Here is a 19,878-nt window from a genome sequence, read left to right as displayed (position 1 = left end):
ACCCCCCTGCGGATATTTGGACCAATGAGAAAGACCTGAGGCATGGCGATCTGGAACCTTGGCTCGATCAACATCGACCATGTCTATCGCGTGCGGCACCTGCCGCAGCCGGGCGAGACGCTGACCGCCGACAGCCATTCCATGGGGCAGGGCGGCAAGGGCGCGAACCAGGCGGTCGCGGCGGCGCGGGCCGGCGCGAATGTCACGCATCTGGGGGCGGTCGGGCGCGACGGGCTCTGGACGCTCGAGCGGCTGGCGGCGGCGGGGGTCGAGACCGGCCGCGTCGCGGTGCTGGACCTGCCGACGGGCCATGCCAACATCTATGTCGATGACGCGGCCGAGAACGTGATCGTCATCCTGCGCGGCGCGAACTGGGGCTTCGCGATCGACGCGGTCGCGGCGGCGCTGGCCGAGGCGGGCCCGGGCGACACGCTGCTGCTGCAGAACGAGACCGCGCATCAGGTCGCGGCGGCGCGACTGGCCCGCGCGCGGGGGATGCGCGTGGTCTATTCCGCCGCGCCCTTCGAACTGGCGGCGGTCGAGGCGATCCTGCCCTTCGTCACCACGCTGGCGCTGAACGCGGGCGAGGCGGCAGAACTGACGCGGGCGCTGGGCTGCCCGCTCGAGACGGTGCCGGTGCCGGAACTGCTGATCACCCGCGGCGCCGAGGGCGCGGAACTGATCGACACCGCCACCGGTGCGCGGCTGGCGCAGCCCGCGTTCCGCGTCGTGCCGGTCGACACCACCGGGGCGGGCGACTGCTTCGCGGGCAGTTTCGCCGCCACGCGCGACCTTGGCGCCGCGCCGGCCGAGGCGCTGCGCTTCGCCGCCGCCGCCGCCGCGATCCAGGTCACCCGGCCCGGCGCCGGCGACGCGATGCCCGCGCGCGACGAGGTCCTTGCCTTCCTCGCGGAACAGGCTGGCAGCGGCGCCACGGATCGCTAGTCTCGCCTCGAACGCGCCCTCCGAACGCGCGCCCGGTCTGCACGGGGGGTGTACGGGGGGTGTACGCAGGGCACCGGGCAATATTGGGGGAAACATGCGGATCGCGATGTGGTCGGGGCCACGCAACCTGTCGACGGCGATGATGTACAGCTTCGCCGCCCGCGGCGACTGCGCCGTCTGGGACGAGCCCTTCTATGCCGCCTATCTGGACCGCAGCGGCATCGACCACCCGATGCGGGACGAGATCCTCGCCGCCCATGACCGCGACCCGGACAGCGTCGCCGCCGCCTGCGCCGGTCCCGCGCCGGGGGGTGCGGCGCATTTCTACCAGAAGCACATGACGCTGCACATGATCCCGGGGCTCGACCGCGGCTTCATGGCCGAGTGCGAGAATGTCTTCCTGATCCGCCATCCCGCGCGGGTGGTGGCGAGCTATGCCAAGAAGCGCGAGGGGCCGACGCTCGAAGACATCGGTTTCGTGCAGCAGGCGGCGCTTTTCGACGAGGTCGCGGACCGGCTGGGCCGTGCGCCGCTGGTGGTCGACAGCGCCGACATCCGCGCCAACCCTTCGGAAACGCTGGAAAAGCTGTGCACGGCGCTGGGCATCGGTTTCACGGGAAACATGCTGCGCTGGCCGGCCGGGCCCAAGGCCTACGACGGGGTCTGGGCCCCGCACTGGTACGGCGCGGTGCATGGCTCGACCGGGTTCGAGGCGGCCGAGGGCCCGCTGCCGGAGCTGTCCCCCGACTATGCCGCGCTGGCTGCGGCGGCATTGCCGCATTACCAGCGGCTGGCCGCCCACCGCCTGTGACCGCCCCTTCACCCTGACCTCGCGCCATGCTGGCCTTGCGGCCCGCGACATGGGACAATGGGATCAATGACCTCGGGGGAGGACCCAGCCATGACCGACACCACCACCATCGCCCTGATCGGTGCCATCGACCTGACCAACCTCGAAACCGGCGCGCCGTCCGAGGCGATCGAGGCGCTCTGCGTCAAGGCGAACCGTTTCGGCACCGCCGCGGTCTGCGTCTATCCCGAGCATGTCGCGCTGGCCCGCCGCCTGCTGGAGGACAGCGGGGTCAAGGTCGCGACAGTGCTCAATTTTCCGACCGGCCGGGCCAGCCTGCAGCAGGTGCTGGACGAGGCCGCCCATGCCGTGAAACTGGGGGCCGAGGAGCTGGATCTGGTGGTGCCCTATGCGCTGCCGCACCCCGCGCGGGCGACCGAGGCGATGGTGGCCGCGATCAAGGCCGCCCATCCCGAGCTGCCGCTGAAGGCGATCCTTGAGACCGGCGAGATGGAGAGTGACGAGCGCCGCGCGCTGGCCCGCGCCGCCATCGCCGGCGGTGCCGATTTCCTGAAGACCTCGACCGGCAAGACCCCGCACGGCGCCTCGCCCGAGGCGGCGGCGGACCTGCTGGCAGAGATCGCGGCGGCGGATCGCGACCTCGGGCTCAAGGTCTCGGGCGGGATTCGCGACCGCGCCGCGGCGCTGGGCTATCTGGCGCAGGCCCGTGCCGCCTTCGGGCCCGAAAACGCCGGGCCCGACATGTTCCGCATCGGCTGCTCGGGCCTTCTCGATGCGCTGGTGGGCGAGGCGGGCGCGGCCAGCGGCAGCTACTGAGCCAGCAGGCAGGCCACGCGGCCGCCGTCGGCCCGCGGGGTCAGGGCCGGACGCTCCAGCTTGCAGCGCGCCACGGCCTGCGGGCAGCGGGTGTGGAAGGCGCAGCCCGGGGGCGGGTTCAGCGGGCTCGGCGGCTCGCCGCCCGAGGGCGCGCGGTCGCGCTTCGGGGCGCGCAGGTCCGGGATCGTGTCCAGCAGCAGCCGCGTGTAGGGGTGCTGAGGATCGGCGAACAGGTCCTCGGTCGCCGCTTCCTCGACGATCCGGCCCAGATACATCACCGCGATCCGGTCGGCCATGTGCCGCACCACGCTGAGATCGTGGCTGATGAACAGGTAGGTCAGCCCCAGCTGGTCCTGCAGCCGGCGCATCAGGTTCAGGATCTGCGCCTGCACGGAAACATCCAGCGCCGAGGTCGGCTCGTCGCAGACAAGGAATTCGGGCTCTGACGCCAGCGCCCGCGCGATCGAGATCCGCTGTCGCTGCCCGCCCGAGAATTCATGCGGGAAACGCCGCGCGTCGTCTGGCGAGAGGCCGACGGTGGTCAGCAGCTCCGACACCCGTGCGGCGGTCGCGGCCTCGCCCGAGCGCAGGCGGAATTCGCGGATCGGCTCGGCGATGATGTCGCCGACCTTCCAGCGCGGATTGAGGCTGGCATGCGGGTCCTGAAAGATCATCTGCGCCATCATCGGCCGGCCGTCGCGGCCCGGGGCGAAGGTGATCGCGCCCTCGGTCGGCGGGTAGAGGCCGGTCACCAACCGCGCCACGGTCGACTTGCCGCAGCCGGATTCGCCCACCAGCGCCAGCGTGCGGCCCTTCGGAACGGTGAAGGTCACCTCCTGCACCGCGCGCAGGGTCCGGCGCGGCTTGCGCTCGATCATCCGGTTCAACCACGGGTCCGAGACGTCGAAGACCCGGGTCAGGGCATCGACCTCGACCGCGTTATCAAGGCTTCTCATGCGGCTTCTCCTTCCAGAAGGATGCAGGCGGCGCCGGCAGGGCCGAGGCGGGGCTTGGTCAGGGCACAGGCGGCGGTGGCCTGCGGGCAGCGCGGCGCGAAGGCGCAGCCGGGCGGGATCGCGTTCAGCCGCGGCATCGCACCGTCGATCTGCGCCAGCCGCTCGACCCGCGCACCCAGCGCGGGGATCGAGCCCATCAGGCCGCGCGTATAGGGGTGCTTGGGCGCGCGCAGCACCTCGTCCACCGGGCCGATCTCGACCAGACGGCCGGCATACATCACCGCGACGCGGTCGGCGGTCTCGGCGATGACGCCCATGTCATGGGTCACCAGCATCACGCCCGCGCCCTGCTCCTTGCAGATCCGGCGCAGAAGCGCGGTGATCTGCGCCTGGATCGAGACGTCGAGCGCGGTGGTGGGTTCGTCGGCGATGATCAGCCGCGGATTGCCGGCCAGCGCCAGCGCGATCACCACCCGCTGCCGCATCCCGCCCGAGAACTGGTGCGGGTAATGGTCGATCCGTTCGTCGGCGCCGGGAATGCCGACCTGCTTCAGCAGCTCGATGGCGCGGGTGCGGGCGGCGCGGCGGTCGAGCGGGGAATGCAGGCGGATCGTCTCGACCAGCTGCCGGCCGATCGAGAACAGCGGGTTCAGCGAGGTCAGCGGGTCCTGGAAGATCGCGCCGACGGTGCGGCCGCGGACCTGCGCCATCTCGCGCTCCGACAGTCCGTCGGTGCGCTGGCCGGCGATGCGGATCTCGCCGCCCGCGACGCGCCCCGGGGGCTCCAGCAGGCCCAGCACCGCCATGCCGGTCATCGACTTGCCGGCGCCGGATTCGCCGACCACGCCCAGGATCTCGCCGGGCCGGATCGAGAGCGAGACGGCGTCGAGCGCGGTCAGCGTGCCGCGGCGGGTCGGAAATTCGACCGTGAGGTCGCGGATCTCGAGCACGGGGTCGGTCATGGCGTCTCCTCCATCTGGCGCTGGGCGAGGGGGTAGGCGGGGGGGAAGATCTCTTCGACCGGGGGGTGGCCGAAGGTGCGCTCGGGGTATTGCGCGACCAGCCGGTCGAATTGTGCCTGCGCCTGCGCGCGGGCGGCGGGCAGGTCGATCCCGGCAACGGCGCCGTCGCGCATGACAAGGCGGCCGTCGACGAGGGTGGCGCGGGTGATCCGGCCGGTGGCGCCCCAGATCAGGGTCTGCACCGGGTCGATGCGCGGCGCGACGCGGGTGTCGGCCATGTCGAAGACCGCGAGATCGGCCTTGGCGCCGGGCGCGATGCGGCCGAGGTCGGGGCGCTTGAGGGCATCGGCCCCGGCCAGCGTCGCCGCGTTCAGGAAATCTGCGGCCGAGGCGCTGCCGCCCGCGATCCGGTCGGCGATCAGCCCGGTCGCGAGGTTCAGCACCATGTCGGCGGGGGCGGTGTCGGTGCCCATGCCGATGCGGATCCCCATCGCGCGGAGCGACGAGAACGAGCGCAGCACCGATCCGTGCCGGCCCGAGACCAGCGGGCAATGCGCCACCGTCACCCCGTTCGCGGCATAGCGCGCGAGGTCCTCGGGCGTGGCCACGGTCGCATGGGGCGCGATCAGCCGGTCGGACAGCAGCCCCATCCGGTCCAGCCATTCCGGCGCGGTCACCCCGTGCAGGCGGCGGACGGTCTGCAGCTCCATCTCGCCCTGCGCCATGTGCAGCCGCACGGGCAGGTCGAGGTCGCGCGCCCTGTCCATCGTGCGGCGGAGCAGCGTCTCGGTGCAGGTTTCGACCCGGTCGGGCGCGAAGAGGCCCGAGATCAGGCCATCAGCGCGGCCGTGGATGCGGGCGGCGAAGGCGGCGGCGGCCTCGAACTCGGCCAGCCCGCGCGGCTCGTCGAATTCGGGATGCATCCGGCCCTCGGCGTCCAGCCGCACGCCGCCGGTGCGATAGGCGGGGCCCAGCCAGACGCGCAGGCCAAGGTCTTCGGCGGCCTCTGCGGCGGCGTCGAATTCGGGCACCGTCTCGCCCCAGGCGCGGTAGAAGAGCGAGGCGATGGGCAGCGCCGAGGTGATGCCGTTCAGCAGAAGCTGCGCGAAGGCGAAGCGCTTCTGGAAGGCCAGCTCCTCGGGCGCATACATCTCGCGGCCCGCGTAGTCATGCGGCCAGACCCGGCCCTTGCGCCAGCCGGGCTGGTTGTCGAGGCCCAGGACCGTCGTGTCCAGATCCGACAGCGCGTCGAGATCGATAAGGCCCGGCGTCACCAGCACCTCGCCCAGATCGAATCGCGCCGCGACCGCGCCTTCGAACCGCGGGCCGGTCCAGAGCACCCGGTCACGCTCGATGACCACCTCGCCGTTCTCCAGCAGCCGGCGGCCTTCGGGCCGGTCGACGACGATCCAGCGCGCGGCCAGCGCCCAGCGGCCCTCGGGCCGCCGGCCAAGGGGAAGGTCCTGCCAGCGCGTCACGGGATCACCCGCAGCGTCGCGCCGTCGCGGGCGGTGACGCGGCCGCCGGCGACGACCAGCTTGCGGGGCGCGCGGGTGACGATGGCCTCGGCCAGCGTCTCGCCCTCGAGCAGCACGAGGTCTCCGCGCCCGCCGACCTCGAGCGCGTGACCGGCGACGTCGATCGCCCCGGCGCCGCCGGTGGTGCAGATCTGCAGGGCCAGCGCCAGCTCGTCATCCCGGCGCAGGTTGTTGCGCATGCCAAGGAACATGCAGCGTTCCAGCATGTCGCCGTCGCCATAGGGGCCCCAGGTGTCGCGGAACCCGTCGTTGCCCGCACCCATCCGCACGCCCGCCGGGATCAGCCGGCGCACCAGCGGCACATCGCGCGAGGCGGGGGCGGTGGTCAGGATCGGCACGTCAAGCTCGGCGCATGTGTCGATCAGGCCCTGCGTGCGCTCGAAATCGGCGAAGCCCAGGCAGAAGGCGTGGCTGACCGCGACCTTGCCCTGCATGCCCAGCGCGCGGATGCGCTCGAAGATCATCTCCATCGAGAAGGCGCCCATCTCGCCGGGCTCGTGCAGGTGGATGTCGATGCGCTTGCCGTGCTTTTCGGCCAGCCCGAAGACGGTATCCAGATGGCCCTTCGGATCGCGCTCCATCGCGCAGGGGTCGATGCCGCCGATCAGGTCCGCGCCCATCGCCAGCGCCTGATCCAGCAGCCTGTCGGTGCCGGCGCGCGTCATCTGGCCCGATTGCGGGAAGGCGACGATCTGGATCTCGACCTCGCCGGCAAGCTCTTCGCGGGTGCGCATCACGCCTTCGACCGCAGCAAGGCCCTGTTCGGTGTCGACATCGACATGGCTGCGGATCAGCGTGGTGCCGAAGGCCATCGACTGCAGCACCTGCCGCATCGACTGGGTGTAGGGATCAAGACCGTAGGCCTTCTTCACCGCGCGTTCGTTGGTGATCTTGTCGATCAGCCGCGGCCCGACCTCGTTCACATACCAGGGCCAGCCCAGCAGCGACTTGTCGACATGGGTATGGGCATCGACGAGGCCGGGGATCGCGATGCGGCCGTCCGCATCCTCGACCGTGGCGCCGGGGGCGGTCAGGCCCGCGCCCATCGCGGTGATGCGGCCGTCCTCGATCAGGATGTCGGTCGGCGCGAGGCCGAGGGGACGGCAGTTGCGGATGATCAGGGTCATGGGTCGGTCTCAGCGAAGTTTCGGGTTGAGGGCGTCGCGCAGCCAGTCGCCGATCAGGTTGATCGACACGACCAGAAGGCAGAGCTGCACGGCGGGGAAGACGACGATCCACCATGTGCCCGAGAAGAGATACTGGTTGCCGATGCGGATCAGCGTCCCGAGCGAGGGCTGTTCGGGCGGCATGCCCACGCCAAGGAACGACAGCGTCGCCTCGATCAGGATGCCAAGGCCGAAGTTCAGCGTCGCCGCGACCAGCAGCGGCGTGGTGCAGTTGGGCAGGATGTGGCGCAGCATGATCCGCCGCCCCGGCACCCGCAGCAGCCGCGCGGCCTGCACGTATTCCTTGTTGCGCTCGACCATGCATTGCGCGCGCACGGTGCGGGCATATTGCACCCAGGCCGAAAGCGAGATCGCCAGCACGATGACGGCAGAGGCGCCGGCCTCGCGCCAGTCGGCGGGAAGCGCGTTGCGGGCGATGGCCGAGACGAGGATCGCGATCAGCATGGTGGGCATCGACAGCAGGATGTCGCCCACCCGCATCAGCGCGCCATCGGCCCAGCCGCCGTAATAGCCCGCGACCAGCCCCAGCGCCGCGCCGACCGCCAGCGAGACCGCCACCGAGGCCGCGCCGATCAGGATCGACGAGCGCGAGCCATAGAGGATCGCCGACAGCATGTCGCGGCCCTGCAGGTCGGTGCCCAGCAGATAGGGCCATTGGCCGCCCTCCTGCCAGATCGGCGGCAGTTCCGCGTTCCACAGCTCGAGCGCGGCGAGGTCGTAGGGGTTCTGCGGCGAGATCAGCGGCGCGAGGATCGCGCCCAGCAGCAGCAGCGCCAGCAGCACCGCCGCGACCATGGCCGAGGGCGTGCGGGTGAAGCTGTACCACAGGTCGCTGTCGCGCAGCCGGGCCAGGCGCGAGGGGCGCTTCGGGGCGGCTTGGATGGCCGGGGACTCGGGGCGGGTGTCGGTCATGGACATGGGGCCTCCTCAGGCGGCGCGCAGCCTTGGGTCGATCAGCGCATAGGCGAGGTCGACGACGGTGTTCAGGGCGACGAAGATGAAGGAGACGATGCAGAGGTAGGCCGCCATCACCGGGATGTCGACGAAGGTGATCGCCTGCATGAAGAGCATGCCCATGCCCGGCCACTGGAAGACGGTTTCGGTCACCAGCGCGAAGGCGATCAGGTTGCCGACCTGCATCGCGGTCATCGTCACCACCGGCATCAGGCAGTTCTTCAGCGCGTGGCGGAAGTGCAGCGCGCGGGCCGGCACGCCGCGGGCGCGGGCGAACTTGATGAAGTCGGTGCGCAGGGTTTCCAGCATCTCTGCCCGCACGAGGCGCATCACCAGCGTGATCTGGAACAGCGACAGCGAGACCGCCGGCAGCACCAGCGCCGCCCGCCCCGATCGGGTCAGAAGCCCCGTCGACCACCAGCCAAGCTGCACCGTGTCGCCGCGCCCATAGCCGGGCAGCCAGCCGAGGCTGACCGAGAACACGAGGATCAGCAGGATGCCGACGATGAACGAGAGCAGCGAGACGCCGATGATCGAGGTGGTCTGCAGCGCCTCTGCCCACCATCGCCCGCGGCCGATGGCGGTGAAGACGCCCAGCGGGATGCCGACGACCAGCGAGATGATCGTGGCGATCAGCACCAGCTCGAAGGTGGCGGGGAAGCGCTCGCCGATCAGGCCGATGACCTCCTGCTGGTTGCGCCACGAGATGCCGAAATCGCCCTGCACTGCGCGGGTGACGAAGCGGGCATATTGCTCGACGAAGCTCGCGTTCAGGCCAAGGCGCTCGCGCAGCTCGGCGCGTTCCACCTGCGTGGCGCTTTCGTTCATCATCATCTCGACCGGGTCGCCGAGGAAACGGAAGACCATGAAGGCCAGGAAGGCGACGGCCAGCATCACGAGGACCGCGTTGCCGATGCGCTTGATCAGGAAGACGAGCATCGCTGGGGCTCCTAAGGCGGGAGAGGCCGGCCCCGGGCGGGGCCGGCGGGGCGCTTACTTCGTGGCGAGCCAGAGCCGCGGCAGGTTGTCGGCCATCAGCGGCAGATGCTCGACCTTCGACGAGGTCGCCCAGGTCAGCGGCTGCTGGTGCAGCGGGATCATCAGCACGTGGTCCTTGGCGATCTTCAGCGCCTCGGCGTTCATCGCCTGCCGCTTGCCGTTGTCGAGCTCGGTCGCCGAGGCCTCGACCACCTTGTCGAACTCGGCATCCGACCAGCCGCCCCAGTTGAAGATCCCGAAGGTGCCGCCCTTGCTGTGCAGGACTTGGCTGGTCAGCGAATAAGTGTCGAGCATCGGCAGCGTCGCCCAGCCCAGCGTGTAGACATCGACCTTGCCGCCCGAGCGCTTCGGCGTCTGCACCGCGCGCGGCCCCTGGTCGAGCCGCGGCTTCAGGCCGATCCGGCTCCACATCGAGGCGATGGCCTGGCAGATCTGCTCTTCGTTCACCAGCGTGTCGGCGCAGTTGAAGTCGAAGGTCATCCCCTCGGCCCCGGCCTCTTTCAGCAGCGCCTTCGCGGTCTCGGGGTCGGCCTTGGCGGGGGTGTCGAGCGCCGCGTCATAGCCCGGGATCTGCGGGGCGACGAGGGTGCCCGCGTTGCGGGACTTGCCGCGCATCACCTTCTTCTGGATCAGGTCGAGGTCGATCGCCATCTGCAGCGCCTGACGCACGCGGATGTCCTGCATCGGGTTCGGGCTGCCGTCGATCAACGTGTCGCGCTGCGAGAAGCCCAGCATGACCGTGCGCAGGTCGGTGCCCTCCAGCAGCTTCACGTCGGGCGAGGCTTCCAGCCGCGGGATGTCCTGCACCGGGGCCTTGTCGGTGAAGTCGATGTCGCCCGCCAGCAGCGCCGCGACCCGGGTCGCGTCCGAGGCGATCGGCGTGAACTCGATCCGGTCGATGTTGTGCTTCGGCGTGTCCCACCAGCCGTCGTATTTCACGAACACCGTGCTGGCGTCGGGGGTGCGGCTTTCGATCTTGAACGGGCCGGTGCCGTTCTCGTGGTAGGTGGCATAGCCCTCGACACCCGAGCCGACATCGGTCGGCGCCTCGGCGTTGTTGGCTTTCAGCCAGCCCGCGTCGAAGACGTAGATCGTGGTCAGGTCGTTCAGCAGCAGCGGATAGTTGGCCGAGACCTCGATCTCGATCGTGTGCTCGTCGACGATCTTCGCGCCCTTGTAGGCGGGGATGTTGCCCTTCAGCGGCGATTTCGGATCGCTGGCGCGGGTGAGCGAGGCGAGGACATCCTCGGCGGTGAAGGTGGCGCCGTCGTGGAAGGTCACGCCCTCGCGCAGGTGGAAGCGCCAGGTGGTGGGCGAGACGATTTCCCAGCTGGTCGCCAGCGCCGGCTCGATCTTAAGGTCGCCGTCATAGCGCACCAGCCCTTCATAGGCGTGGTTGAGCACGCCCAGCGTGAAGCTGTCGCCATAGCTGTAGGGGTCGAGCGAGCCCATGTCGCGCGATGCGCCCCAGCGGAAGGTGTTTTCGGCGAGCGCGGGCGAGGCCGCCAGCAGCGCCGAGGCGAGAAGCAGGGATCCGGTCTTGGTCATGTTCGTCAACTTCCCTCAGGAGTGCATGCAAAATGTTTGGGCGGTGAATGCATTCCGGTGGGGGATTCTGGGTCCGGAACGCGAAATGGCTTGCCGTCCCGGCCGATTTTCCCCGTTAAACTGGCAAAACCGGCCGATGCGTCCAAGTGATGCAGAATCACGAATGCAATATCAAGACAAAATTGCATGCAGTCTTGACGGTCGATTGTTCGCCTACTACTAAAGGACGCAGAAACGGCGACCGGATACGCCCGATGTCCACGAACACCACCAGAAGCGACGCGATCTATGCCTCCCTGCGGCGCGCGATTCTCGAGCAGGCGCTGAAGCCCGGCGTGAAGCTGCCCGAGGATTCGATCGGCGACACCTTCGGGGTCAGCCGCACCTCGGCGCGCAACGCGCTGGTGCGCCTGGCCGGCGACGGGCTGGTCGAGATGCGCCCGAACCGCGGCGCCGCGGTCGCCATGCCCAGCTTCGAAGAGGCCGAAGACATCTTCTCGCTGCGCCGCTGCCTCGAGCGCGAAGTGATCGAGCGGCTGTGCAAGCGCATGTCGAAGGATGCCATCGATGCGCTGGAAAGCCATGTGAAGGAGGAAGAGCGGGCGGTGCGCGCTTCGTCGCCGCGATCGATCCGGCTGGCGGGCGAGTTCCACATCCTGCTGGCAGAGCTGACCGGCTCGGCCGAGCTGACCGGTTTCGTCGGTCGCATCGTGTCGCGGTCGTCGCTGATCCTTGCCCGGTTTGGCCGCCCGCATTCGGCGGAATGCGGCATCGATGAACACCGCAGCCTGATCGCCGCGCTGAAGGCGCAGGACCGCACCCGCGCGGTCTCGATCATGGATGCCCATCTGCACGCGGTCGAGGACCGCGCCAATTCCGACGACAGCGGCAGAGAGCCCGACGTGGGCGCGATCCTGTCCCGCTATCTTTCGCCCACCGACCAGTAGTTCCGCGCATCGCCCCGCCCGAGGAGGGCTTCCCCATGCAGATCCGTCTCGACCCGCCGCCGGCGGCCGGTTTCACGCGCTTCGATTTCGCCGAGCTGACCCCGCGCGAGCGCTACAAGCTGCTGATCGGTGCCGTCGTGCCGCGGCCCATCGCCTGGGTGACCACGCTCTCGCCCGAGGGGCGGGTCAATGCCGCGCCCTTCAGCTTCTTCAACGTCCTGTCTTCCGACCCGGCGATCCTGGCGCTGGGGGTCGAGAACCACGGGGACGGCACCTTCAAGGACACTGGCCGCAACATCCGGATGACCGGCGAATTCACGGTGAACATCGTCGATCACGCCTGTCTCGAGGCGATGAACGCGACCGCCGTCCCGTTCCCGCCCGAGGTGGACGAACTGGCCGAGGCGGGGCTGACCGCCGCGCCGGGGGTGAAGGTCGCCTGTCCGTTCATCGCCGAGGCACCGGTGGCGCTGGAGTGCCGCCAGCATGTGACGCTCAACATCGGCAGCAACGGGCGCGAGATCGTGCTGGGCGAGGTGCTGGCGATGCATGTGCGCGCGTCGATCGTGAACGAGCGTATGCATATCGACCCGGCCGGGCTCGACGCGCTGGGGCGGATGGGCGGGCACGGTTACAGCCGCTCGAACGAGACCTTCGATCTGAAGACCATGTCGCTGGACGAGTGGCGCGCCCGCGCCTGACGAACCCACGGGCCAGACACGACGAAGGGCGGCCCCGCGGGGCCGCCCTTCTGCATCGCATCGTCACCCCGGGGAGTTGGGTGCGCCCGCCGCGGGTCAGCGGCGGCCGGTGACGAAGGCGGTGTCCTTGAGCACGATCGGGCCCTTGCCATAGGTGGCCGAGGTCACGAACGACACGACGTGGTTGCTGTTGTCGAGGGCGACATACAGGCGGTGGGCGTCGCCGGTGCCTTCCTTGGCGAAGCCGCGGACGGTGCCGATCTGCTCGCCGGCCGAATTGACCACGGCGCGGCCGTGCAGCCCGGGATTGCTGGCCTCGAAATCGGTCGAGGCGCGCGAGGCGACGGCGTTCGAGCGCGGGGCGAAGGGAATCGGGTCGTCGCCGGCGCTGAAGTCGAGCGCGAAGGCCGAGCCGGCCGACAGCGACAGCGCGGCGAGGGCGGCAAGGGCGGGGGCGGTGCGGTTGAAACGTGCGGACATGATGTCTTCCTTTGGGGATATGTCGGCAGCCCTTCGGGATCGGCGTCCGTCATCGGCGCCGGGGGCTGCGGTGGTTGAAAGCGGACCCTTTTCCGGTGGCGGGCCGCAAACGGCCATTGCCTGGGGCAGAAGGGGGGGCACCGGGGCGTCGACCGCCCGCGGCGCCTGCGGGCCGTCAGCGGCGGCCGGTCACGAAGGCGTTGTCCTTCAGCACGATCGGACCCTTGCCATAGGTGGCCGAGGTCACGAACGAGATCACGTCCCGGCTGTTGTCCAGCTGGACATAGATCCGCTGCGCGTCGCCGGTGCCTTCCTTGGCGAAGCCTTTGACGTGGCCGATGGTCTGGCCGGCGCCGTTCACCACGGCGCGGTTGTCGATGCCGGGGACGCCGGCATGGTAGTCGACGTCAAGGCGGGTCGCGACGCTCGACCGCGGGGCGAAGGGGATGGGGTCGTCGCCGGCGCTGAAGTCGAGTGCGAAGGCCGAGCCGGCCGACAGGGCGACGGCGGCGATGCCGGTCAGGACCGGGAGGGTGCGGGTGATGCGAGCGGACATGGTATGCTCCAATGCGTCTGAGGCTCTGTGTCTGGCGGGGCGGCGCCAGCTGGCGTCGTCATTGTTCCGTGACACTGATCTAGGCGCTTGATGGGCAGACAAAACTGTCCGAACTGAACGGTTCAGTGTGCGAAAATGCACCGACGGCAAACCGCTGTGCAGATGCCGGGAAACCGGCGCACGAAAAGGAAGGGCCGGTCCCTGCGGACCGGCCCCTGACTTCAGAACCGCTCGAAAGGCGCTTACTTGACGCGGGCGTTGCGCGTCGCGATCAGCTTCAGGCGCAGGGCGTTCAGGTGGATGAAGCCCGCAGCATCGCGCTGGTCATAGGCGCCGGCGTCTTCTTCGAAGGTCACGTGCTTCTCGGAATAGAGCGAGTGATCCGACCAGCGGGCGACGGTGCGCGCTGCGCCCTTGTAGAGCTTCAGCCGGACGGTGCCGGTGACATGCTCTTGCGTCTTGTCGATCAGCGCCTGCAGCGCCTCGCGTTCGGGGCTGAACCAGAAGCCGTTGTAGATCAGCTCGGCATAGCGCGGCATGATCGAGTCCTTGAGGTGACCCGAGCCGCTGTCGAGGGTGATCTGCTCGATCCCGCGGTGGGCTTCCAGCAGGATCGTGCCGCCGGGGGTCTCGTAGACGCCGCGCGACTTCATGCCGACGAAGCGGTTTTCCACGAAGTCGAGCAGGCCGATGCCATGCTTGCCGCCCAGCTCGTTGAGCTTGGTCAGGATCGTGGCCGGGCTCATCGCCTCGCCGTTGATCGCGACGGCGTCGCCCTTCTCGAAGGTCACTTCGATGAATTCGGCCTCGTTCGGGGCATCCTCCACCGCGACGATGCGCTGGGCGACATAGTCGGGGGCTTCCTCGGCCGGATTCTCCAGCACGGTGCCTTCCGACGAGGTGTGCAGCAGGTTCGCGTCGACCGAGAACGGGGCCTCGCCGCGCTTGTTCTTCGCGATCGGGATCTGGTTGGCTTCCGCGAATTCGATCAGCTTGGTGCGCGAGGTCAGATCCCAGAGCCGCCAGGGGGCGATGGTCTTGATCGAGGGGTCGAGGGCGGCGACGCCCAGCTCGAACCGCACCTGGTCGTTGCCCTTGCCTGTCGCGCCGTGGGCGACGGCGTCGGCACCCGACTTCTGCGCGATCTCGACGAGGTATTTCGAGATCAGCGGCCGCGCGATCGAGGTGCCAAGCAGGTAGAGCCCTTCATAAACTGCGTTCGCCCGGAACATCGGGAAGACGAAGTCGCGCACGAACTCTTCGCGCAGGTCGACGATGTGGATGTTCTCGGGCTTGATGCCCAGAAGCTCGGCCTTGGCGCGGGCCGGTTCCAGCTCTTCGCCCTGGCCGAGGTCGGCGGTGAAGGTCACGACCTCGCAGCCGTATTCGGTCTGCAGCCATTTCAGGATGATCGAGGTATCGAGGCCACCCGAATAGGCGAGCACGACTTTCTTGGGCGCGGACATCGGCGGCTCCGTCTGGGCAAGGTCAACTGACCCGCCCGCTTAGTGCCTTTTCGCCAATGGGACAAGGCTCGCGAGCGGGGAAGGCGCCGGCAAATTGTATCCGGCGCAATCCCTCGCCGGGGTTACAGCCCCAGCGCCGTGCGCAGTTCGTCCATCGCCTCGTCCGACAGGATGCGCCCGCCGGTCGCTTCCATCAGCGCCGCCTGCTCCTGCGCCTCGAGCGCGCTCACGTCGCCCGAGAGCGCGGCGTATTCCGCCTGCTCTGCCGAAAGCGCGGACTGCGCCTCGGCAAGATCTGCGGTGGCGGCCTCGACCTCGGCGGCGTGGGCCTGTGCTTCCTCCATCTCCTCCGCGAGGCTGGCGGCAGAGCTGTCGTAGTTCGGCGCCGCCGCGTCGAGCGCGTCGATATCGGCCTGAATCACTGCCGCCGAGCGCCCGGCGTAATCGGTGGTCAGGGCATCGAGATCGGCCAGTGCCGCGTCATAGCCGGCCTGTGCCGCGGCAAGCTCGGCCTCGGCCTCCTGCGACGTGGCAAGGCTGGCCGAGGTCGCCAGCGCCGCGGCGCGATAGGCGGCGATGCGCCCGACGCGGCTGTTCGGGGCGGCATTGGCCAGCGCGGTCGGGCTGGCATGCATCGCGTTCAGCCCCTTCAACTCGGACGCGACCTTGCCCTTGGCGCCCTTGGTCTTGCCGGTCTCTTCGACGGTTCCACTCGCGGTGCTGCTGACCTCGACCGCGTTCCTGACGGCGTCTCTGGCCGCGGCACGTTCGGCCTTTTCGGCGGATTTCGAGGCTTTCTCGGCCCCGCGATCGGCACTCTTGTCCGACCCTTTGCCCGATCCTTTATCCGACCCCTTGTCGGAGCCTTTCTCCGACCCTTTGTCCGATCCCTTGTCGCTTCCGCCATCCTTGTCGCCCTTGTCGCCTTTGTCGGCGAAGGCGGGGGTGGCAGCGAAGGGCGACAGGCTTCCCTTTCCCGGGGCCATCAGCGCTGCGGCGAGGCTCAGGGACAGGGTCAGGCGAAGCGCATGGTTCATGATGGGATCCTCCGCATCGGTTTGTGCCTCAATGCCGGGGGAAGATGGCGTAACTATGCCCGGACCGGGATCGCCGCCTTGCTTGACATGACCCGATTATCGTGGCGCTTGGCGACAATTCTCAGCGCCGGGAGCCAGACAGACCATGACCGACGTCCTTTCCGCGGCACGCGCCGCCACCGAGGCGCTGCGCGACCTGTTCGATCCGACGCCGCTGCAACTGAACGACTACCTCTCGCAGAAATACGGGGCCGAGATCTGGCTGAAGCGCGAGGACCTGACGCCGGTGCGCAGCTACAAGCTGCGCGGCGCCTTCACCGCGATGCGCAAGATCCGCGCCGCCGACCCCGCGGCCGACCATTTCGTCTGCGCCAGCGCGGGCAACCATGCGCAGGGCATGGCCTATGCCTGCCGGCATTTCGGCGTGAAGGGCACGATCTTCATGCCGGTGACCACGCCGCAGCAGAAGATCGACAAGACGCGCACCTTCGGCGGCGCCGGCGTCACGATCAAGCTGACCGGCGACTATTTCGACCAGACGCTGGCCGCCGCGCAGGCCTTCTGTGCCGAAGCGGCCGCGCGGTTCCTGGCGCCCTTCGACGATGCCGACGTGATCGAGGGCCAGTCTTCGGTCGCGGTCGAACTGCTCGACCAGCTGGGCCGCGCGCCGGATCTGGTGGTGCTGCCGGTCGGTGGTGGCGGGCTGTCGGCCGGGGTGACCGGCTATCTGCGGCAGGCCGCGCCGGACACCGCCTTCCGCTTCGTCGAACCGGCCGGGGGCGCCAGCCTGAAGGCCGCGCTGAGCGCGGGCCAGCCGGTGACGCTGCCGCGGGTGGACAGTTTCGTGGACGGCGCCGCCGTGGCGCGGATCGGCGCCCTGCCGTTCGCGCGGCTGGCCGGCACCTCGCCCGGACATGTGCTGCTGGCGCCCGAGGACCGGATCTGCACCACGATGCTGAAGATGCTGAACGTCGAGGGCATCGTGCTGGAGCCGGCTGGCGCGCTGTCGGTCGACGCGCTGGCGGACCTTGCCGAGGAGATCCGCGGCAAGACCGTGGTCTGCGTGACCTCGGGCGGCAATTTCGACTTCGAGCGCCTGCCCGAGGTAAAGGAGCGCGCCCAGCGCTTCGCCGGGCTGAAGAAATACTACATCCTGCGCATGCCGCAGCGCCCCGGCGCCCTGCGCGAGTTCCTGGCGATGCTGGGCCCCGAGGATGACATCGCCCGCTTCGAATACCTGAAGAAATCGGCGCGCAACTTCGGTTCCGTGCTCATCGGGATCGAGACGTCGGAGCCGGGCAACTTCGCCCGGCTGACCGATCAGCTCGACGCCGCGGGCTTTAGCTACCGCGACATCACCGAGGATGCCCTGCTGGCCGAATTCCTGATCTGACGCCGCATCCGAAGCCGGGCCGCTCAGGCGGCGGCGGTGATCCAGTCGGGGCCGAGCCCGGTCAGGAAGGCCGCGCGCGACTCGGCCCAGATCCGGCGCACGTCGCCCAGATCCACGGCCATCGGCGCGCCGCGCGCGGCCTGCCGCTCGCCCTCCTGGCAGATGTCGGCCAGCGCGGCGAAGCCGATGTTCCAGGCACTGCCCTTGAGGAAATGGAAATCATCCTCGCGCCGCTCGGGGCGGTTCGGGCAGCGGTCGAGAAGACCCTCGACCTCTTCCAGAAACAGCTCCGTCACCTCGCGGAATCCCTCTGCGCCGAGTTCTGAGCGCAGCTCTTCGACCCGATCCCAATCGATCATCGAAAACCCCTTCAACCGGCGCCCCCACGCCGTCTTCGACCCTAGCGTCGGCGGTTGAAGACCGGGTTAAGCGATACCGGGCTGCGGCGCGGGATTTCGAAAGGAATGCTTCACCTTGCCGGGCGAAGATCGCACCGGCTGAAGATCGAGCCGGGCAAGGATGGCCTGTGCAATCCCGGGCCATGGCAGACAGAGGCAGGCGGGGGGCAGGGGCATCGCGGGCACCATGGGGCAGGGCACGGCGGGGGCCGCCCCCGAACCGGCGGCAGATGCCCTGCCGGATCTTGCCGCGGGGGGGCGGGGCGGGCGCGCCGATACCGTGCGCCGGGTGCTGGTCGTCGACGACAGTAGGATGCAGCGGCGCTTCATCGCCCGCCTGCTGGCCCCGCACGGCTTCACCGTGGACGAGGCCGGCTCGATGGGCGAGGCGCTGAAGATCGCCGCCGCGACCGCGCCCGATCTTGTCCTGTCGTCCTGGATGATGCCCGATGGCGACGGGCTGACGCTGTGCGGCCGGCTTCGGCAGGCGGGGTCGGGATACCTGTATTTCATCCTGATGAGCTCTCGGGTCGAGAAGCACCAGATCTCGGCCGGGCTCGAGGCCGGGGCGGACGACTTCCTGACCAAGCCCGTGCATGTGCAGGAACTACTGGCCCGTATCGCCGCCGGAGCGCGGGTCATCGACATGGAGCGGCGGCTGCGGCGCAAGGCGCGGGTCATCGCCGAGACGCTGGCCGACCTGCGCCGCGCGCAGGAGGCGATGGAGCGTGACCTGCAGGCCGCCCGCCGCCTGCAGGAGCGGCTGCTGCCCGAACGCTTCCGCGACTTCGGCGGGACCGAGGTGTCGCTGCTGCTGCGCCCCGCCGGCCATCTGGGCGGCGACCTCGTCGGGTTCTTCCCGATCACGGCGCGGCGGATCGGGCTGTTCTCGCTGGATGTCTCGGGACATGGGGTCGCCTCGGCGCTGGTTGCGGCGCAGCTGGCGGGACGGCTCTCGGCCGGCGCGCCGGAACGCAATCTCGCACTGGTCGAGACCGAGCTTGGCATTCACGACGGCCGTCCCCCGGCCGAGGTGGCGACGCTGCTGAACCGGCTGATGCTGGACGAGTTCGGCGGCGAAAGCTACGCGACGCTGCTTTACGCCGATGCCGATCTGGTCACGGGGCAGGTGCGCTTCGTGCAGGCCGGCCATCCGCATCCGCTGTGGCTGCGCGCCAGCGGCGAGGTGCTGGCGCTGGGCGCGGGCGGCTTTCCCATCGGGCTGGTCGAGGGCGCGGACTATGCCGAGGCGACGGTGACGCTGGCGCCCGGAGACCGGCTGCTGCTGCTGTCGGATGGGCTGGCCGAGGCGGTCGACGACCTGCGCTGGCTGGGCACCGCGCCCGGCCCGCAGTTCCTCGCGGCGCTGGGCGAGGGCGTCGCAGGGCGGCCGGCGGCCGAGGATGACGACGTCTCGGCGGTGCTGATCGACTTCCGCCGTCCCAAGCCCGAGGGATGAGGTGCTGCCCGGCCCGCGCACCCGCGGGTCTCGAGCCGACCGGTCGAATGCCGGCGTTCGCGCGGATCGCGCGGTGCCGGTTGCGGCGCGCCGCGGAAGCGGCCGCCTGACGCGACACGGCACTTGAGAAACGACGGGGCCGCGGCTGGCGCGACAGGCCGTGCGGGCGCAGGCTGGCGAAGCGTCAGCCCAGCCCGAGCGCCCGGATCAGGAACATCCTGTCGCCGTCGTTGCCCACCGCCGCGATCGCGTCACCGGGGCGCATCCAGACCGCCTCGTGCCCGGCCTCGGTCGGCGGGCCGCGGCGCAGCACCGGGCGGGCGAGGTAGACGGTGCAGAGCTTCTCGGCCCATCGGTCGTACTCGGGCATGTAGGTGAAGCGGCGGAACGCCCCGAGCCGCCGCTCGACCGCCGCCGACCAGCCGGTTTCCTCGTAGATCTCGCGGGTCAGGGCGGGGATCGGCTGCTCGCCGGGGTCGATGCCGCCGCCCGGCAGCTGGAATTCCGGCACCGGCGCGGACTGGTGGGTCAGCAGCACCATCCCCTCGCGCAGCAGCACCGCATAGGCACCCGGCCTGCGGCGATAGGTCTGGTCCGCGCGCGGCGGCTCTCCGATGCGCCTGATCATGAGACCCCCTTGGTTCCCCGATTGCCCCTGCCTATATGGTCGCGGTATGCCAAGGCCCGGATGCCGAGGAAACCCCCCTTGATCCCCGATTGCCCGC

The 19,878-nt window shown here is 69.6% G+C and carries 20 protein-coding genes; 7 read left to right on the top strand and 13 right to left on the bottom strand.

Annotation, left to right across the window (positions count from 1 at the left end; genetic code table 11):
* Positions 1-42 precede the first annotated feature (42 nt).
* The 3 genes from V8J36_RS04080 (at position 43) to deoC (ending at position 2,572) form a co-directional block, all read left to right on the top strand.
* The gene (locus V8J36_RS04080) at positions 43-945 is read left to right on the top strand and encodes a PfkB family carbohydrate kinase (RefSeq protein WP_336465962.1); all 903 of its coding nucleotides are present in this window, start codon (positions 43-45) and stop codon (positions 943-945) included.
* 94 nt (positions 946-1,039) lie between these two features.
* Entirely contained in the window at positions 1,040-1,756 is a 717-nt protein-coding gene (locus tag V8J36_RS04075) for an HAD family hydrolase (protein ID WP_336465961.1), read from the top strand.
* Between the two features lie 90 nt (positions 1,757-1,846).
* Positions 1,847-2,572: a deoxyribose-phosphate aldolase gene (deoC, locus tag V8J36_RS04070; protein WP_336465960.1), complete on the top strand. Its 726-nt coding sequence runs from the start codon at positions 1,847-1,849 to the stop codon at positions 2,570-2,572.
* On the opposite strand, the gene V8J36_RS04065 is transcribed toward deoC, so the two are convergent.
* Genes V8J36_RS04065 through V8J36_RS04035 form a run of 7 tightly spaced genes read right to left on the bottom strand, consistent with a single transcriptional unit; the run spans position 2,566 to position 10,716 of the window.
* Entirely contained in the window at positions 2,566-3,528 is a 963-nt protein-coding gene (locus V8J36_RS04065) for an ABC transporter ATP-binding protein (RefSeq protein ID WP_336465959.1), read from the bottom strand. The genes deoC and V8J36_RS04065 overlap by 7 nt on opposite strands.
* Positions 3,525-4,490: an ABC transporter ATP-binding protein gene (locus V8J36_RS04060; protein WP_336465958.1), complete on the bottom strand. Its 966-nt coding sequence runs from the start codon at positions 4,488-4,490 to the stop codon at positions 3,525-3,527. The genes V8J36_RS04065 and V8J36_RS04060 overlap by 4 nt, the downstream gene beginning before the upstream one ends.
* Positions 4,487-5,968 carry a chlorohydrolase family protein gene (locus V8J36_RS04055; RefSeq protein WP_336465957.1) on the bottom strand — a complete coding sequence of 494 codons (1,482 nt, stop codon included), beginning with the start codon at positions 5,966-5,968 and terminating at the stop codon, positions 4,487-4,489. The genes V8J36_RS04060 and V8J36_RS04055 overlap by 4 nt, the downstream gene beginning before the upstream one ends.
* A complete protein-coding gene (locus tag V8J36_RS04050) occupies positions 5,965-7,155 on the bottom strand; it encodes an amidohydrolase family protein (RefSeq protein ID WP_336465956.1) in 1,191 nt (396 codons plus the stop codon). The genes V8J36_RS04055 and V8J36_RS04050 overlap by 4 nt, the downstream gene beginning before the upstream one ends.
* 9 nt (positions 7,156-7,164) lie before the next feature.
* The gene (locus V8J36_RS04045; protein ID WP_336465955.1) at positions 7,165-8,133 is read right to left on the bottom strand and encodes an ABC transporter permease; all 969 of its coding nucleotides are present in this window, start codon (positions 8,131-8,133) and stop codon (positions 7,165-7,167) included.
* Positions 8,134-8,142: 9 nt separating this feature from the next.
* Complete coding sequence (locus V8J36_RS04040; protein ID WP_336465954.1) at positions 8,143-9,108, bottom strand: ABC transporter permease; 966 nt, start codon at positions 9,106-9,108, stop codon at positions 8,143-8,145.
* A 54-nt stretch (positions 9,109-9,162) separates the two neighbouring features.
* Positions 9,163-10,716: an ABC transporter substrate-binding protein gene (locus tag V8J36_RS04035; RefSeq protein WP_336465953.1), complete on the bottom strand. Its 1,554-nt coding sequence runs from the start codon at positions 10,714-10,716 to the stop codon at positions 9,163-9,165.
* Between the two features lie 254 nt (positions 10,717-10,970).
* Between V8J36_RS04035 and V8J36_RS04030 the strand changes: the two genes are divergently transcribed.
* Positions 10,971-11,663 (top strand): GntR family transcriptional regulator, encoded by a 693-nt coding sequence (locus V8J36_RS04030; protein WP_336465952.1) that lies wholly within the window; start codon positions 10,971-10,973, stop codon positions 11,661-11,663.
* Positions 11,664-11,698: 35 nt separating this feature from the next.
* Positions 11,699-12,364, top strand: a complete 666-nt coding sequence (locus V8J36_RS04025; protein ID WP_336465951.1) for a flavin reductase family protein — start codon at positions 11,699-11,701, stop codon at positions 12,362-12,364.
* Between the two features lie 96 nt (positions 12,365-12,460).
* On the opposite strand, the gene V8J36_RS04020 is transcribed toward V8J36_RS04025, so the two are convergent.
* The 4 genes from V8J36_RS04020 to V8J36_RS04005 all read right to left on the bottom strand — a co-directional run bounded on the left by V8J36_RS04020 (position 12,461) and on the right by V8J36_RS04005 (position 15,903).
* The gene (locus V8J36_RS04020; RefSeq protein ID WP_336465950.1) at positions 12,461-12,844 is read right to left on the bottom strand and encodes a hypothetical protein; all 384 of its coding nucleotides are present in this window, start codon (positions 12,842-12,844) and stop codon (positions 12,461-12,463) included.
* Between the two features lie 175 nt (positions 12,845-13,019).
* Positions 13,020-13,400 (bottom strand): hypothetical protein, encoded by a 381-nt coding sequence (locus V8J36_RS04015; RefSeq protein ID WP_336465949.1) that lies wholly within the window; start codon positions 13,398-13,400, stop codon positions 13,020-13,022.
* Between the two features lie 242 nt (positions 13,401-13,642).
* Complete coding sequence (locus V8J36_RS04010) at positions 13,643-14,866, bottom strand: argininosuccinate synthase (protein ID WP_336465948.1); 1,224 nt, start codon at positions 14,864-14,866, stop codon at positions 13,643-13,645.
* 122 nt (positions 14,867-14,988) lie between these two features.
* Positions 14,989-15,903, bottom strand: coding sequence for a hypothetical protein (locus tag V8J36_RS04005; RefSeq protein ID WP_336465947.1), 915 nt, complete (start codon positions 15,901-15,903; stop codon positions 14,989-14,991).
* Between the two features lie 145 nt (positions 15,904-16,048).
* On the opposite strand from V8J36_RS04005, the gene ilvA reads away from it, so the two are divergent.
* Positions 16,049-17,296 carry a threonine ammonia-lyase IlvA gene (ilvA, locus tag V8J36_RS04000; protein WP_336465946.1) on the top strand — a complete coding sequence of 416 codons (1,248 nt, stop codon included), beginning with the start codon at positions 16,049-16,051 and terminating at the stop codon, positions 17,294-17,296.
* A gap of 23 nt (positions 17,297-17,319) precedes the next feature.
* Here ilvA and V8J36_RS03995 read toward each other — a convergent pair whose 3' ends face one another.
* Entirely contained in the window at positions 17,320-17,655 is a 336-nt protein-coding gene (locus V8J36_RS03995) for an Hpt domain-containing protein (RefSeq protein WP_336465945.1), read from the bottom strand.
* A 226-nt stretch (positions 17,656-17,881) separates the two neighbouring features.
* Here V8J36_RS03995 and V8J36_RS03990 point away from each other — a divergent pair, with 226 nt between their 5' ends.
* Positions 17,882-19,153 carry a PP2C family protein-serine/threonine phosphatase gene (locus V8J36_RS03990; RefSeq protein ID WP_336465944.1) on the top strand — a complete coding sequence of 424 codons (1,272 nt, stop codon included), beginning with the start codon at positions 17,882-17,884 and terminating at the stop codon, positions 19,151-19,153.
* Between the two features lie 184 nt (positions 19,154-19,337).
* On the opposite strand, the gene V8J36_RS03985 is transcribed toward V8J36_RS03990, so the two are convergent.
* On the bottom strand, positions 19,338-19,781 hold the full coding sequence (locus V8J36_RS03985) for an NUDIX hydrolase (protein WP_336465943.1): 444 nt from the start codon (positions 19,779-19,781) through the stop codon (positions 19,338-19,340).
* Positions 19,782-19,878 lie beyond the last annotated feature (97 nt).

It is taken from the genome of Frigidibacter sp. MR17.14, assembly GCF_037095735.1.
Lineage (GTDB): Bacteria > Pseudomonadota > Alphaproteobacteria > Rhodobacterales > Rhodobacteraceae > Frigidibacter.
The sequence above is the reverse complement of the archived record's forward strand: the minus strand, read 5'-3'. Positions and strand labels throughout refer to the sequence as shown.

Excerpts from the sequence above, each read along its gene's own strand:
- V8J36_RS04080 (WP_336465962.1), top strand. The coding sequence starts at position 43 with ATGGCGATCTGGAACCTTGGCTCGATCAACATCGACCATGTCTATCGC.
- V8J36_RS04075 (WP_336465961.1), top strand. The coding sequence starts at position 1,040 with ATGCGGATCGCGATGTGGTCGGGGCCACGCAACCTGTCGACGGCGATG.
- deoC (WP_336465960.1), top strand. The coding sequence starts at position 1,847 with ATGACCGACACCACCACCATCGCCCTGATCGGTGCCATCGACCTGACC.
- V8J36_RS04065 (WP_336465959.1), bottom strand. The coding sequence starts at position 3,528 with ATGAGAAGCCTTGATAACGCGGTCGAGGTCGATGCCCTGACCCGGGTC.
- V8J36_RS04060 (WP_336465958.1), bottom strand. The coding sequence starts at position 4,490 with ATGACCGACCCCGTGCTCGAGATCCGCGACCTCACGGTCGAATTTCCG.
- V8J36_RS04050 (WP_336465956.1), bottom strand. The coding sequence starts at position 7,155 with ATGACCCTGATCATCCGCAACTGCCGTCCCCTCGGCCTCGCGCCGACC.
- V8J36_RS04045 (WP_336465955.1), bottom strand. The coding sequence starts at position 8,133 with ATGTCCATGACCGACACCCGCCCCGAGTCCCCGGCCATCCAAGCCGCC.
- V8J36_RS04040 (WP_336465954.1), bottom strand. The coding sequence starts at position 9,108 with ATGCTCGTCTTCCTGATCAAGCGCATCGGCAACGCGGTCCTCGTGATG.
- V8J36_RS04035 (WP_336465953.1), bottom strand. The coding sequence starts at position 10,716 with ATGACCAAGACCGGATCCCTGCTTCTCGCCTCGGCGCTGCTGGCGGCC.
- V8J36_RS04030 (WP_336465952.1), top strand. The coding sequence starts at position 10,971 with ATGTCCACGAACACCACCAGAAGCGACGCGATCTATGCCTCCCTGCGG.
- V8J36_RS04025 (WP_336465951.1), top strand. The coding sequence starts at position 11,699 with ATGCAGATCCGTCTCGACCCGCCGCCGGCGGCCGGTTTCACGCGCTTC.
- V8J36_RS04020 (WP_336465950.1), bottom strand. The coding sequence starts at position 12,844 with ATGTCCGCACGTTTCAACCGCACCGCCCCCGCCCTTGCCGCCCTCGCC.
- V8J36_RS04015 (WP_336465949.1), bottom strand. The coding sequence starts at position 13,400 with ATGTCCGCTCGCATCACCCGCACCCTCCCGGTCCTGACCGGCATCGCC.
- V8J36_RS04010 (WP_336465948.1), bottom strand. The coding sequence starts at position 14,866 with ATGTCCGCGCCCAAGAAAGTCGTGCTCGCCTATTCGGGTGGCCTCGAT.
- V8J36_RS04005 (WP_336465947.1), bottom strand. The coding sequence starts at position 15,903 with ATGAACCATGCGCTTCGCCTGACCCTGTCCCTGAGCCTCGCCGCAGCG.
- ilvA (WP_336465946.1), top strand. The coding sequence starts at position 16,049 with ATGACCGACGTCCTTTCCGCGGCACGCGCCGCCACCGAGGCGCTGCGC.
- V8J36_RS03995 (WP_336465945.1), bottom strand. The coding sequence starts at position 17,655 with ATGATCGATTGGGATCGGGTCGAAGAGCTGCGCTCAGAACTCGGCGCA.
- V8J36_RS03990 (WP_336465944.1), top strand. The coding sequence starts at position 17,882 with ATGGGGCAGGGCACGGCGGGGGCCGCCCCCGAACCGGCGGCAGATGCC.
- V8J36_RS03985 (WP_336465943.1), bottom strand. The coding sequence starts at position 19,781 with ATGATCAGGCGCATCGGAGAGCCGCCGCGCGCGGACCAGACCTATCGC.